Source organism: Alteromonas macleodii ATCC 27126 (assembly GCF_000172635.2).
GTDB lineage: Bacteria > Pseudomonadota > Gammaproteobacteria > Enterobacterales > Alteromonadaceae > Alteromonas > Alteromonas macleodii.
In genome coordinates, this window is the sequence record NC_018632.1 from 1,866,384 (window position 1) to 1,879,882 (window position 13,499).

Annotated in this window: 12 protein-coding genes; 6 read left to right on the forward strand and 6 right to left on the reverse strand. The window is 44.9% G+C overall.

The annotated features are described in order from the left end of the window. Positions 1-86: 86 nt before the first annotated feature. Entirely contained in the window at positions 87-1,907 is a 1,821-nt protein-coding gene (locus MASE_RS07970) for a M2 family metallopeptidase (protein ID WP_014976329.1), read from the reverse strand. Positions 1,908-2,131: 224 nt separating this feature from the next. Here MASE_RS07970 and MASE_RS07975 point away from each other — a divergent pair, with 224 nt between their 5' ends. Together MASE_RS07975 and MASE_RS07980 are read left to right on the forward strand one after the other, a co-directional pair. Then, positions 2,132-2,512 (forward strand): gamma-glutamylcyclotransferase family protein, encoded by a 381-nt coding sequence (locus MASE_RS07975; protein WP_014949225.1) that lies wholly within the window; start codon positions 2,132-2,134, stop codon positions 2,510-2,512. 11 nt (positions 2,513-2,523) lie between these two features. After that, complete coding sequence (locus tag MASE_RS07980; RefSeq protein WP_014949226.1) at positions 2,524-2,889, forward strand: DUF4870 domain-containing protein; 366 nt, start codon at positions 2,524-2,526, stop codon at positions 2,887-2,889. A gap of 455 nt (positions 2,890-3,344) precedes the next feature. On the opposite strand, the gene MASE_RS07985 is transcribed toward MASE_RS07980, so the two are convergent. The 3 genes from MASE_RS07985 to MASE_RS07995 all read right to left on the reverse strand — a co-directional run bounded on the left by MASE_RS07985 (position 3,345) and on the right by MASE_RS07995 (position 5,561). Then, a complete protein-coding gene (locus MASE_RS07985; RefSeq protein WP_014949227.1) occupies positions 3,345-3,620 on the reverse strand; it encodes a hypothetical protein in 276 nt (91 codons plus the stop codon). 218 nt (positions 3,621-3,838) lie between these two features. Continuing rightward, entirely contained in the window at positions 3,839-4,603 is a 765-nt protein-coding gene (locus MASE_RS07990; RefSeq protein WP_014949228.1) for an SDR family NAD(P)-dependent oxidoreductase, read from the reverse strand. Between the two features lie 43 nt (positions 4,604-4,646). Continuing rightward, positions 4,647-5,561, reverse strand: coding sequence for a haloalkane dehalogenase (locus tag MASE_RS07995; protein WP_014949229.1), 915 nt, complete (start codon positions 5,559-5,561; stop codon positions 4,647-4,649). A 245-nt stretch (positions 5,562-5,806) separates the two neighbouring features. Here MASE_RS07995 and MASE_RS08000 point away from each other — a divergent pair, with 245 nt between their 5' ends. From MASE_RS08000 to MASE_RS08015, 4 genes are all read left to right on the forward strand, one after another. Continuing rightward, positions 5,807-7,930, forward strand: a complete 2,124-nt coding sequence (locus tag MASE_RS08000) for a 3-hydroxyacyl-CoA dehydrogenase NAD-binding domain-containing protein (RefSeq protein ID WP_014949230.1) — start codon at positions 5,807-5,809, stop codon at positions 7,928-7,930. Between the two features lie 160 nt (positions 7,931-8,090). Continuing rightward, on the forward strand, positions 8,091-9,272 hold the full coding sequence (locus tag MASE_RS08005; RefSeq protein ID WP_014949231.1) for an acetyl-CoA C-acyltransferase: 1,182 nt from the start codon (positions 8,091-8,093) through the stop codon (positions 9,270-9,272). A 9-nt stretch (positions 9,273-9,281) separates the two neighbouring features. Next, positions 9,282-11,081: an acyl-CoA dehydrogenase C-terminal domain-containing protein gene (locus MASE_RS08010; RefSeq protein WP_014949232.1), complete on the forward strand. Its 1,800-nt coding sequence runs from the start codon at positions 9,282-9,284 to the stop codon at positions 11,079-11,081. Positions 11,082-11,242: 161 nt separating this feature from the next. Beyond that, a complete protein-coding gene (locus MASE_RS08015) occupies positions 11,243-12,121 on the forward strand; it encodes an alpha/beta fold hydrolase (protein ID WP_232362832.1) in 879 nt (292 codons plus the stop codon). Between the two features lie 94 nt (positions 12,122-12,215). Here MASE_RS08015 and MASE_RS08020 read toward each other — a convergent pair whose 3' ends face one another. Further along, a complete protein-coding gene (locus tag MASE_RS08020; protein WP_014949234.1) occupies positions 12,216-12,614 on the reverse strand; it encodes a DUF3718 domain-containing protein in 399 nt (132 codons plus the stop codon). Between the two features lie 298 nt (positions 12,615-12,912). Continuing rightward, positions 12,913-13,311 (reverse strand): DUF3718 domain-containing protein, encoded by a 399-nt coding sequence (locus MASE_RS08025; RefSeq protein WP_014949235.1) that lies wholly within the window; start codon positions 13,309-13,311, stop codon positions 12,913-12,915. Between the last annotated feature and the right edge of the window lie 188 nt (positions 13,312-13,499).

The window sequence follows — 13,499 nt, forward strand, 5'->3', positions numbered from 1 at the left end:
TAAATTCAACAAAAAAAGCCTCGAAATTCGAGGCTTTTTGGACTGCATGAATTATGTTAGCCAGTGGCTAATCATAACGGATATAGTTACCAGCCACACTGGCGTGTAGCATTTTGCTCATCTAACCACGTTTTTAGTGGCGCAAAGTAGTCAGCGATAGTACTGGCATCCATTTGCGGTGAGCCTGTCAGTGTTTCTAACGCATTTTGCCAAGGTTGGCTCATACCCATCTCTAGCATTTCGTTAAGTGCTTTACCGGCTTCTTCACTGCCGTAGATAGAACAGCGGTTAAGCGGGCCCTCATCACCTGCAATGTCACACAGTGCTTTATGGAACTGGAATTGAAGGATATGCGCTAGAAAATAGCGTGTATAAGGTACGTTAGCAGGCACGTGATACTTTGCACCCGGATCAAATGCGTCGGCGCTGCGCTCAACAGGAGCCATCACACCCTGATACTTTTCTCTCAATTCCCACCATAGTTGATTATATTGTTCAGGTGTTACTTCACCTGACATCACTTTCCAGCGCCATTGGTCAACCATCAGACCAAAGGGAATGAAGGCAATCTTGTCTAACGCAACTTGCATTAACATACCGATATCGTTTGATGCGTCTGGGATCTCATCAATTAACTCGATTTGCTTAAGGTACTTAGGTGTTATTGATAAAGCGATGGTGTCGCCAATAGCCTCGTGGAAGCCGTCGTTTGCCGAACCACGGTAAAGAAGTGGTTGGTCTTTATAAGCGCGTTGATAGTAGTTGTGACCTAATTCGTGGTGAATAACGTTAAATTCTTCGCCAGTCTTTTGAATACACATCTTTATACGAAGATCGTCTTTGTCATCTAAATCCCACGCAGAGGCATGACACTGAACGTCACGGCCTTCAGGCTTTTGAAACATAGAGCGTTCCCAAAAGGTATCTGGAAGTTCTTCAAAGCCAAGCGATGAGAAAAATGACTCTGCTTGTTTAACCATGGCGATTTCGTCATACCCCTGTTCAGCTAATGCGCCTGTAACATCAGGAACTTTCATTTCTTGCTGAGGTTTAACAATATCGTAAATATTCCCCCACGACTGTGCCCACATGTTACCTAATAAATGGGCTGGGATTGGTTTGTCTTGAGGTACTACGTCTTCGCCATAGTGTTCACCTAGCTTAGCGCGCACATGGCAATGTAGTGACTCGTAGAAAGGCTCTACTTGCGTCCATAAGCGATCCAATTCCTTGGGAAATTCATCTGCTGGCATATCGTACTTTCCACGCCACAAGGCGCTGACATTTTCAAAACCTAGCTCTGCAGCACCTTCGTTCGCTAGCGATACCTGTTCTGCGTATAGTCCAGCCATAGGTTTAGAAACTTCACGCCAACCTGTCCAATATTCTAGTAGCTTGTCAGCATCGCGTAGGGTGGCCATTTCAGAGCTCATTTCAACCAAGCTTTTGCACGTACCATCTTCGCTGCAATACTCACCAGAGCCGTACATGGCACTTAAGTCAGAACCAATTTTTGCAAGCCTCTCTGCTTTTTCGGCATCTGCCGGCGGCGGCATTGTTAAACTGTTTTTAAGTAGATCAAGCTGTCTGCGGGTGTCGGCATCTACGTCTACATCGTTAAATTTCGCCGCTTCTTTAGCTAACTTTGCAACCTTGGTAGAAAGCACTTCATTAAAGTAAGCACTGACTGCTGCTGTATCGAAATTGATATTCGTGGCGTAGCTCCACTCGGCGTGCGCGGCAGGAACTTGCATTTTTGCAATATCATTTTGCGCCTGTGTTAAAAACTGCTTGGCGTCTTGTGCAGTGAGTTGTGGTTTAGTTTCTGTCTGTGTTGTACTTTCGCCACACCCCATAAGCGAAACGCTTACCAATGCTGCTATCAGAGTACGTTTGTGATTGAGCATACTTTGTCCTTTAATTATTGTGTTTTTACGTGAATCGACGTTCACATAGACATGCTCTAGCATTGTGTAACGCTGTGTTGCTTTTGTAAAACAAATTCGATATTACTCTCACAAAAGCACTGGCTTTTTTAGGCAATTTATAACTAGCAATGCGAACGGTTGGGGCCTGTTTTTAAATTTGCCTCAACACCTGACGAAAAGTTTTTTAATAATGGGTCAAAGTAATGCAAAACAATGACAATGTAACGTCTGCTACACCTGATTTAGAAAGGTTGTTTATCTACGGAAGCCTTGCTCCTAATTGCCCAAATCACCATATCGTCGCTCATATTGATGGCCAGTGGCAGTCTGGTACGGTAGAAGGGCACTTAGTTCAACAAGGGTGGGGAGCAGTTATGGGGTTTCCAGGAATTGTTATTTCTGATCTAACTAAGGCAAAAGAAGAGGTGAAGGGCATGATGCTAACGTCTTCTCAACTTGCCGAAAACTGGGCCATGCTGGATGAGTTTGAAGGTGACCAATATGAGCGGGTCATTGTTTCTGTTAAGCTTGATGCCGGTCACACTGAAAACGCCTATATTTATCAAATCAAACCAACGCAATAAAAAGGACCATTATGTCAACGGAAGAACCACTCTACTGGGGCTTGAACGCTCGAAGCTACTGTACACTCATTCATGTTTCTCAGTTATCCAGTTTCATTATACCTGGCTTAGGTATCATATTGCCTATCGTGCTATGGATTGCTCACAAAGATCAAAACGAAGACATCAATCAGCACGGCAGGGTGACAGCGAATTGGTTAATAAGCTTGCTCATTTACTCTGTTATTTGTTTTGTCTTGACGCTGATTATCATAGGAGCGCTAGGCTTCATCGCTCTTGGATTAATGAACATCGTCTTTGCTATCGTGGCAGCAGTCAAAGCGAACAAAGGGGAGTTGTGGGTGTACCCGCTAAGCTTTGAGTTTTTTAAACGTTAACCTAAAGAATCCTACGTCACGTCTAGCAAGAAACACTGCGACTTAAGATCGCTTTCGAAGGGCGTTTCCATGTTGAGACGCCTTCGTGCTTATCCCATTGCAGATACTGCAATTGCCAGCGTGAACAATAACGCGATGTGTTTTGGTTTTAAAAGCATGTTCACCTCTTTCCTGTGACTTCTTCTACCTGTGGTAATCTTGAAGATAGTTTTCAAATAGATGTCGCGCTATTCACAATTAGTATAATTAACTCATATGTCGCTAATGTCGTAACGAGGGCGCTACTTTTTCAGAAGCGCTATGTCGTCAGTTAGCACTTATCTATGCGGATTGGTATAAATATTTGATTCGTAGAATACTATTTCTAAGTGTGCGATAGAGTAAAAAAGAATAATAAACGAAAAGAATGGCGTTAAATAAAGGATTAACCTGATAGACGAGTACTCGCCTACAAATTACTTAGCGCTGAAGCGGTGACTTGGCAGTGCGCTATGAATAAGGTATTGGCTTTTGGATTGTTTGGTGGTTTGAAGCGAAACATCAGTACCGCGCTTTACTGTGCTTAGTGCTAGCGGTTTATTTTGACGTTGCTTCTTTAATAGTTGGGAAGAAGGCACTTCCTTCATATTTACAAGCGTAGATTGGGCTTCTTGCGCAATACTAACGTTAATCAACGAATAGGTTATACAAAGTGTAGTAGCTAAAAAAATGTTTTTACTTGGCTTTTTCATCACATTTTTCTCTTTTTGTTCAACTTAATCGCTAAATAAAATTATTGGGTTTTACTTGATGGGGGTCGATTGCAGAGGCGGTTGCACTCGCCTCATTCATCGATTTTGTTTGTTCCTCTTCATTACACCTAAAGTAGAACGAAAGAGAAACATGATGAGTCATACAAAGGTATGTCAAAAAATACCTTTGCATGTATTTCGAAACTGCGAGATAAAAATTACCACGCTGTAACACCACCATCTACTGCTATGGTTTGCCCGTTCATGTAAGAGTTGCCAGGGGAAAGCATCAGCATCATGGTGTTAACGATTTCTTGCGGTTCGCCTAGACGTTTCATAGGACTTCCCATGCCTAGTTGCTCGCGCGCTTCAGGGGTGTTGTACCCGTCTACGTTCAAAATATTGGTAGGACTATAGAATGGGCAAATTGCATTAACGCGAACATTCTTTCGGCCGTATTCCACCGCGGCTGTGCGGGTTATCCCCGAAACCGCGTGTTTTGCTGCAGCATAAGCACCGCCTTTAGGGGCTCCACCTAGTCCTGCAAGTGAGCTTACATTTAAAACGTGCCCTTGCTTTTGTGCAAGCATAACGGGTATTTGGTACTTCATTCCAAACATAACGCCTTTTACATTCACAGCGAACTGCGAGTCCATGATTTCCTCTGTCATTTGATGAATTGGTGCAGGGTTATGCGCTATGCCTGCATTATTTACGGCTATATCCAGTTTGCCAAAGGTTTCAATGGCTGTTTCAACCAGCGCCTTATTTAGCGACTCGCTAGCAATATTACCCGCTAGCACCACGACATCAGTGAGTGCTTTTACATCCTTTTTCGTTTCCTCAAGGGCGGTTTCGTTAATGTCTGAAAGAACGAGTTTTGCTCCTCGGTTGGCAAGACCTAGCGATAACAAGCGGCCAAAGCCACTGCCTGCGCCGGTAATTAATACAACTTGCCCTGAAAAGTCGAGTAGAGCATCCATGGTAATCTCCTATTGGTAACTGTTTAATGTTTTTGAAACGTGGCTATTTCAGCTGCGTTTGGTTTATAAATTGAATGAGTAATTTGGCTAGCATTTCCCCTTGGTCTTCCTGGATAAAGTGACCACCGTTTTCTACAAGGGTATGAGCCATGCCGCTGCTGCCAGGAATGAGCTTTTGAAATACCTTATCGCCACCTTTAGTAACAGGGTCGCTATCACCGAAAGCCGTAACAAAAGGTTTGTTATATTGCTTTAGCTTTTCCCATGCCTGTCTATTCGCCTGTGCCTCAGCATTGTCTGGGCTTGTAGGAACAAGAATAGGGAACATGCGTGCACCTGCTTTAAAGCTTTCGTCTGGAAAAGGGGCGTCGTAAGCAGCAAGCGTCGCCTCATCTAGAACAGTGGTTGTGGCGTTTTGAATGATCGTAGATGTGGGAAATACGGCGACATCCTGTGAGAATCGGCGCCATTTGATGAAAGCATCACTTGGCGGGTGGTCGCCAGTGGGCAAACCGGTATTAGACACCATTACACCCGAAAAACGCTCAGGCATATCGGCGACAAGTCGCAGGCCTAGTAAACCTCCCCAGTCTTGACAAAATAGTGTAACGGGGCCTTTAGTAGCCTGCGAAAACCAGTCTTTTAGCCATATCACATGACGAGCATAGGAGTAGTCCTCCTTTCTTACTGGTTTATCTGAGCGTCCAAAACCAATGAGATCCGGCGCGATGACATTGAATCCCGCATCAGCCAATATGGGCATCATCTTGCGGTACAAATAAGCCCACGTCGGTTCGCCGTGTATTAATAGCACGGTATGTCCATCTTTCGGTCCACATTGATAATGGGCCATTGTTATTTCACTGCTTACTGTGTCTGTTACTTCAGTGAAACAGGGGGAGTAGGGAAAGTCAGTGATCGTGTCGAAGGCGCTTTCCGGTGTTTTAAGCACTTGCATAGCCAATCATCCTTTTGTAAATAAAATGTAATTACAAGTGTTGCCCGATTAACAAAAACACCGGTTTTATTTTCTGTCAAATAAACCTTAGGCAAGGTAGGACAGGCTCTGCGCAGAGAAATGAATTCACAAAGGGGCTGGCGGTCAATATTAAATATTATGATAAATGTCTATAACACCAATAAACTTGGATGATTGACAACACTGCAATAACATCCAGTTAACGTGATAAACAGGACATGGTTATGACTGAGATGGAAAATAAAGCCGTAGAATATGCAGTACAACAGGGTGTTGCCACGCTGACAATGCAAAGTGCGCCCGTTAATGCGCTGTCACGCGCTATCAGAGTAGGGTTGATAGAAGGCATAAACAATGCACTAGATGACGACAGCGTACGTGCCATTGTTATTACTTCTTCACTACCTATTTTTTCGGGTGGAGCTGACATCAGCGAATTCTCTGGTGGCGATTTGTCTCCCATGCTGCCTGAGGTACTAGACAAGATTGAAAATGCGTCTAAGCCGGTTGTTGCTGTTCTCCCTGGACCAGCATTCGGCGGTGGCTTAGAAGTGGCGTTAGCTTGCCATCATCGCATCACCTTTGCCGACAATAAGGTGGGTCTTCCAGAGGTAAATCTAGGCATATTACCGGGCGCAGGCGGTACTCAGCGCCTTCCTCGTTTAGCCGACGCACAAACATCGTTAGAAATGATCGTAACAGGCAAGCCTACGTCGGTGGTCAAACTTCCAGGTGTCTTCGACAAAATTTCTGATAAGCCTGAGCATTTACTTGAAGATACAAAAGCGTATTTACAAGCATTAACGCCAGATAAAGCGATTAAACGCACCAGTGATATCACGCTGTCCATGTCTGACGAAACGCAGGCGGTGTTTGATGCAGTAACTGCACAAACTAAAAAAGCGACTCGTGGTTTCTTTGCTCCATTAAAATGTATCGAAGCGGTACGCGGCGCTTACACGCTCGCTTTTGAAGATGGCCTTAAAAATGAAGGCAAGCTTTTCATGGAGTGTATGAATACGCCACAGGCGCGTGCCCAGCAGCATTTCTTTTTTGCTGAACGCGCAGCAGGTCATGTGAGCGATTTCGACAAAAATACTCCTGAGCGCAACATTGATAAAGTTGCGATTATCGGCGCCGGAACAATGGGCGGTGGTATCGCTATGAACTTCGCCAATGCCGGCATTCCAGTCACAATGCTTGAGCTCAAAGAAGAAGCGCTAGAGAAGGGATTAGCGCTTATTAGAAAGAACTACGAAAACTCAGCGAAAAAAGGCAAGTTAACCCAAGAGCAGGTAGAGAGCCGCATGGCACTGCTTTCAGGTACCACGTCGTATGACGACTTAGCTGATGTTGATCTCGTCATCGAAGCCGTTTTCGAGAAGATGGAAGTAAAGAAAACCGTATTCTCGACGCTGGATAAAGTGTGTAAGCCAGGCGCCATTTTGGCTTCAAATACGTCAACACTGGATATAGACGAAATAGCGACAGCCACATCCCGTCCTGAAGATGTGATTGGTCTTCACTTCTTCTCGCCAGCGAATGTGATGAGACTGCTAGAAGTGGTTAAAGCAGAGAAGACATCTGCTGAAGTCATTAAAACCTGCATGAAGATGGCTAAACGCATCAAGAAAGTAGCGGTGTTGGTAGGCGTTTGCTTCGGATTCGTAGGTAACCGCATGATTGAGCCTTACGGCCGTGAAGCTAACCGCTTACTGCTTGAAGGAGCAACACCTGAGCAAGTTGATCGTGTTTTAACCGAGTTTGGCATGCCAATGGGGCCGTTCACTATGGGTGATATGGCTGGATTAGATATTGGTTACTATGTACGACAGTCTCGACAAGAGCACATTGCACACGACCCCGCTTACGGTGCAGTGGCAGATCGCTTGGTAGAAAAGGGGCGCAACGGACTCAAAACCGGACGCGGAGCTTACAACTATGAACCTGGCAGTCGAGTTCCTGTCCCAGATCCAGAAGTACTAGAAATTGCCAAGCAAGAAGCAGAACGTTTAGGCGTGGTTCAGCGTTCAGACATTAGCGATGAGGAAATTCTAGTTCGCGTCATGTACTCATTGATAAACGAAGGTGCTGCCATCTTAGAAGAAGGCATTGCAGCTAAATCTAGCGATATCGACGTGATTTATGTTTACGGTTATGGCTTCCCTGTGTATCGCGGCGGCCCTATGCAATATGCCGACGAAGTAGGGCTAGGCACTATTTTAGATAAGCTGACTACCTATCGTGATCAATTGGGTGATTACGGAAAGATGTGGCTTGAACCAAGTGATTTGTTGGTGAAATTGGCCCAAAGCGGCGGCACGTTTAAAAGCTATAAAGCGAAGTAGACAAAGCTCTCGTTAGCGAGAGTTAATCGACGGTGAGAGCTAGCGATAGCTCTCGTTACCCGACATCCGAATTTGGTAAAGCTAGGTAACTTCGAGAAGAAGCACATAGGCCTAGCTAAACTTTGGCTGAACTTTCAGCCCAACTGAAAGGAATATGAAAATGCGCGATGCAGTTATCGTAAGTACAGCACGTACGCCAATCGGGCGCGCTTATAAAGGTGCACTGAACAATTTACCAGCCCCTTCATTAGGTGGCCATGCTATTCAAAACGCAGTAGCACGCGCAGGGATCGACCCTGCCAGTGTTGATGACGTGGTAATGGGCGCAGCGTTAACCCAAGGCAGTGGCGGCATGAATATTGGCCGCTTGGCTGGCCTAGCGGGTGGTTTACCGGTCACCGTAGCGGGTATGACACTCGACCGCCAATGCAGTTCTGGCATGTATGCCATTGCTACCGCAGCGAATTCAATTCGTACGGGCGATACCAACATTATGGTTGCGGGCGGCTTAGATTCTATCTCTTTAGTGCAAAACAAAAATATGAATATGTTTCGTGCAGTAGACCCTGCACTGGTTGCTAAGCACAAAGATATTTATATGCCAATGCTTCAAACTGCAGAAGTGGTGGGTAAGCGCTACAACATTAGCCGTGACGTACAAGACGAATACGGTTACCAAAGCCAAATGCGCACAGCAGCTGCTCAAGAAGCAGGTAAGTTTGATGATGAGATTGTACCTATCACAGCAACGCAAGCCTTATTTAATAAGGAAACAGGTGAAACCTCTGAGCGTGAAGTGACCTTGTCAAAAGACGAAGGAAATCGCCCAGAAACAACGCTAGAGGGGCTTAAAGCGCTTAACCCAGTGATAGAAGGTGGTTGTATTACCGCAGGTAATGCAAGCCAGCTTTCTGATGGAGCCAGCGCGACAGTGATTATGGATGAGCACTCAGCGGCAAAAGGCAATGCTCAACCTCTTGGTATTTATCGCGGTATTGCAGTGGCAGGCTGTGAGCCAGATGAAATGGGAATTGGCCCAGTGTTCGCCATTCCTAAGCTATTAAAGCAGCATGGATTGACCATGGACGATATCGGTCTATGGGAGCTTAATGAAGCGTTTGCGGTACAGGTACTTTATTGCCGCGATAAGTTAGGCATTCCAGACGAATTATTAAACGTAAACGGTGGTGCCATTTCTATTGGTCACCCATACGGCATGAGCGGTGCTCGCATGGTGGGTCATGCACTCATCGAAGGTAAACGACGCGGTGCGAAATATGTTGTTTGCACCATGTGTATCGGTGGCGGCATGGGCGCTGCTGGTCTATTTGAAGTAATATAGGTATTGGGTATGGAAGGTTATAAAGCTCCACAACGTGACGCCATGTTTGTAACACATGAGCTACTAAATTATCAAAATCACTATCAAAAGCTAGGTTTCGACGAAGCATCTGAAGATCTGGTGTCGGCGATTTTCGCTGAAGCTGCAAAGTTTTCAGAGAACGTACTGGCACCCATCAATGCATCAGGCGATGAAGAAGGGTGTAAGTGGGTTGATGGTGAAGTAACAACGCCTAAAGGTTTTAAAGAAGCTTATCAAACGTATGTTGAGGGCGGATGGCCAGGAATGTCTCACCCTGAGGAATTTGGCGGTCAGGCATTACCATATTCATTGTCATCTATCATTGCTGAGTGGTTCTCAGGCGCAAACCATTCTTGGGCGATGTACCCAGGTCTAAGCCAGGGCTGTATGGCAACAATAAAAGCCCATGGCTCTGAATTGCTACAAAAAATGTTCCTTGAAAAACTGGTTAGCGGTGAGTGGACAGGCACTATGTGTTTGACCGAAGCACACTGCGGTTCAGACCTTGGCATGTTGAAATGTCGCGCGGAACCTCAAGAAGATGGTACCTACAGCTTAACAGGAACGAAGATTTTTATTTCGGCAGGTGAACACGACTTGTCTGAAAATATCGTACACATTGTGTTAGCTCGATTGCCAGATGCGCCAGAGGGGACCAAAGGTATTTCACTATTTGTTGTACCTAAATTTAACGTATCTGAAGATGGCGAAAAGCAAGATAGAAACGCAGTAGGCTGCGGAAGCATTGAACATAAAATGGGTATCAAAGCCAGCGCAACCTGCGTGATCAACTTCGATGGCGCAAAAGGTTATTTGATTGGACCACCAAACCGCGGCCTAAACTGCATGTTTACGTTCATGAATACCGCACGTATTGGCACTGGTCTTGAAGGCTTGGCATCATCTGAAGCAGCATTCCAAGGTGCGCTTCGCTATGCAAAAGACCGCATTCAGTTCCGTTCATTAACAGGGCGTAAAAATCCTGATGGCCCAGCTGATCCTATTATTGTGCACCCTGATGTACGTCGTATGCTGTTAACGCAGAAAGCGTTCGCGGAAGGCAACCGAGCGCTTGCCGCTTACTGTATGCAGTTAGTTGACGTTACTTTGTATGGTAGCGACGAGGCTGAGAAGCAACTTGCGGATGCAAAACTTGCATTCTTAACGCCTATCGTAAAAGCCTTTTTAACTGAAACCGCGCAAGAAGCCACGAGTTACGGTATGCAGGTTTATGGCGGCCACGGCTTTATCAAAGAATGGGGTATGGAGCAGCTAGCTCGCGATACCCGTATCTGCACCATGTATGAAGGTACTACAGGTATTCAAGCCGTTGACCTATTAGGTCGTAAAGTAATGGGCTCTAATGGCGAATTGCTTAATGTGTTTGTTCAAGAAGTGCGCGACTACTGTAATTCATTGCGCGACAACGCTCAGTTTAGTGCTTGGACTAACGCGCTAAACTCTCACCTTGACGAGTGGCAGCAGATCACTATGGATATCGGTAAGGCAGCAGCATCGAACCCAGATGAAATTGGTGCAGCGTCTGTCGATTACTTAATGTATTCAGGTTATGTCACCGTTGCTTACTTCTGGTTAAAAATGGCAGTGAAAGCACAAGAACAGCTTGATGCAGGTAGCACCGAAACCGAGTTTTATAAGAGTAAAATCTTAACAACGGGCTTCTACTTTGACCGTTTGTTAACCCGTACTCGCTCACTGGTTTCGGCAATGCAATCAGGCGCAGACAACTTGATGTCTATGCCAGAGAGTATGTTCGCTATCGAGTAACGACATAAAAGTAATACACGTGCGTTACTAAAAGACGTACGAAAGGCCGAGAAAATAATGTAGCCGAGAAAATGATTTAACCAAATAATCATTTGGATGCGTTATTTTGCTCGGCCTTTTTGTTTCTTAAAAACAACATAGAGGAAGTGAGCACAGTGGTTGTGTCAAAGTACGTGAATGTTGAGGGAGCCAGCCTTCATTATTTATCCCGAGAAGAAGAGAGCGCAGAGAACCCTCTGCTTATCATGTTTCATGGCTTCCCAGAAAATGCGCACACATGGGAAGCGTTAATGGCGACACTCCCCACATCACTTGACATCATTGCCCCAGATTTGCCCGGTTATCATTTATCGAGTCCACTACCCAGTGAAACGGACTACCAAGTTCCATCATTGATAAGTCGAATGGCCGCCTTCATCGAGAAAGTTCAAAAAGGCCGAAAGGTTATTTTGTTGGGACACGATTGGGGTGGGGCAATAGCGTGGCCCCTAGCAGCCTTTCACCAAACATTAATTAGCAAACTTATTATTGTTAATGCTGCTCATCCTTCTTGCTTTACACGGGCAATAAAGACCTCTTCTACACAAAGAGCAAAAAGCCTGTATATCTCTGCGCTTATTGATAAGGGGGCAGAGCGGACCCTTACAAATACAAGCTTTACGTTATTGAAAAATATGTTAGGCAACGGCTTTTTTGAGAAAGAAACCAGCTATTCAAGGACTCTGCTTAACGACTGGAGTAAACCTGAAACCCTCAGCGCGATGCTCAATTACTATCGGCAAATGCCTCAACAAGTGCCACAAAAGAATGTACCTGAGCACGTGTTGGATGATATTCGTGTACCCGAAATATTCATTCACTGCCCAACCCTGTTATTGTGGGGAGAGCAGGATGATGCGTTTGATCTAAGTGTACTGGATAAAATCGAACACTATGTTCCATTGATAATTAAGCGGTTTAATCCGCACGCGTCGCACTGGTTACACAGGGAAAAACCTGAATGGGTACAAAAAGAAGTGATAAATTTTATAGGGCTCTAGAAAGGGGTGAGGCCCCTAAAAGGGGCCTCCAGTGCGGCGTCCTGCCGCTACCATGTTGAATCGTTACATCACATGGTGTGATTAATTAGTTATATTAGATTCTGCCGTTAAGCTCTGTTGAAATAGGAGAGCTTTGAAGACCTTGTTCAGCAATCCACGCTTGAAGTGTCTTACCGTCTGACTCAGGCTCTGCTAAGTCTTTGCTTGGCATTTTCTTAACCAGTAGAGTACCTACTTCAACCGCATTGCTAGTAAGAGCAGTGCGAATTAGGCTTTGGCCGTTACAAGAAATGCCAGAGTAGTAATCGCGAAGCTTAAGTTTGTAGTCTGATTGAACGCTACGCATTTTCTTACGTAGTTCGCCCTTGTCATCTGCTTGAACAATTGTGCAAATGTTTGCAAGTGCTTCGTTGATGTCATTAGCCTGAGCTGCGTTAGAAAAAGCTAAAGTTGATGCTGCAATTACTAGAGAAGTTTTAACGATTTTCAACATGGTTAAATTCCTTCGGTTGTTGTTATTAAGATTGTGTTCGTTCGTTGAGATGCATTAAACCCGAATCTAACTATTTGAAAAACATGTTGTAAAATAACATGGTATGTCAATCCATACCTAAAGTGTGAGCTTGCGTTACGAGCTCACGCATACCGTAGCTTGATTACCCAAGTCACTGGGTTGAAGAACGTGAAAATTTAAAGAGACAGAAAGTAAAAAGGCCCCGTAGCGGGGCCTTTCATTGCAGCTGACGCTGCAACCATGTTGAATCGACTCACATGGCTATGTGAATTAGTGCTTAGATTCTATCGTTAAGCTCAGCAGAAATTGGCGAGCTCTGTAAGCCTTGCTCTGCTATCCACGCTTGAAGTGTTTTGCCGTCTGATTCGGGCTCAGAAAGGTCTTTGCTTGGCATTTTCTTAACAAGCAGTGTACCTACCTCAACTGCGTTGTTCGTTAAGGCCGTGCGGATAAGGCTTTGACCACCGCATGAAACACCTGAGTAATAATCACGTAACTTTAATTTGAAGTCTGACTGTACGCGACGCATCTTCTTACGCAATTCGCCTTTGTCGTCAGCCTGAACAATAGTACAGATGTTTGCTAGTGCCTCGTTTACGTCATTTGCTTGTGCTGCGTTTGAAAAAGCTAATGTTGATGCTGCGATGACTAGAGAAGTTTTAACGATTTTCAACATGGTTAAATTTCCTTCGTTATATTTGTTTAATTAATCGGTTTGTCTGTTCGGGATTAATTAAAAAACAATCAGGTCGAATGAAAAACATTCATTCAAATAACAAGGTATATCGAATAATACGTTAGACTAAAGATGTAAGAGGTATGAAATGCGCTGTAGCCTTTAGTATTAAAGGGCGCAGGCAAACT

What these genes read in the sequence shown, in the direction of transcription:
- MASE_RS07970 (WP_014976329.1), bottom strand. Translation starts at nt 1,907, where the DNA reads ATGCTCAATCACAAACGTACTCTGATAGCAGCATTGGTAAGCGTTTCG.
- MASE_RS07975 (WP_014949225.1), top strand. Translation starts at nt 2,132, where the DNA reads ATGCAAAACAATGACAATGTAACGTCTGCTACACCTGATTTAGAAAGG.
- MASE_RS07980 (WP_014949226.1), top strand. Translation starts at nt 2,524, where the DNA reads ATGTCAACGGAAGAACCACTCTACTGGGGCTTGAACGCTCGAAGCTAC.
- MASE_RS07985 (WP_014949227.1), bottom strand. Translation starts at nt 3,620, where the DNA reads ATGAAAAAGCCAAGTAAAAACATTTTTTTAGCTACTACACTTTGTATA.
- MASE_RS07990 (WP_014949228.1), bottom strand. Translation starts at nt 4,603, where the DNA reads ATGGATGCTCTACTCGACTTTTCAGGGCAAGTTGTATTAATTACCGGC.
- MASE_RS07995 (WP_014949229.1), bottom strand. Translation starts at nt 5,561, where the DNA reads ATGCAAGTGCTTAAAACACCGGAAAGCGCCTTCGACACGATCACTGAC.
- MASE_RS08000 (WP_014949230.1), top strand. Translation starts at nt 5,807, where the DNA reads ATGACTGAGATGGAAAATAAAGCCGTAGAATATGCAGTACAACAGGGT.
- MASE_RS08005 (WP_014949231.1), top strand. Translation starts at nt 8,091, where the DNA reads ATGCGCGATGCAGTTATCGTAAGTACAGCACGTACGCCAATCGGGCGC.
- MASE_RS08010 (WP_014949232.1), top strand. Translation starts at nt 9,282, where the DNA reads ATGGAAGGTTATAAAGCTCCACAACGTGACGCCATGTTTGTAACACAT.
- MASE_RS08020 (WP_014949234.1), bottom strand. Translation starts at nt 12,614, where the DNA reads ATGTTGAAAATCGTTAAAACTTCTCTAGTAATTGCAGCATCAACTTTA.
- MASE_RS08025 (WP_014949235.1), bottom strand. Translation starts at nt 13,311, where the DNA reads ATGTTGAAAATCGTTAAAACTTCTCTAGTCATCGCAGCATCAACATTA.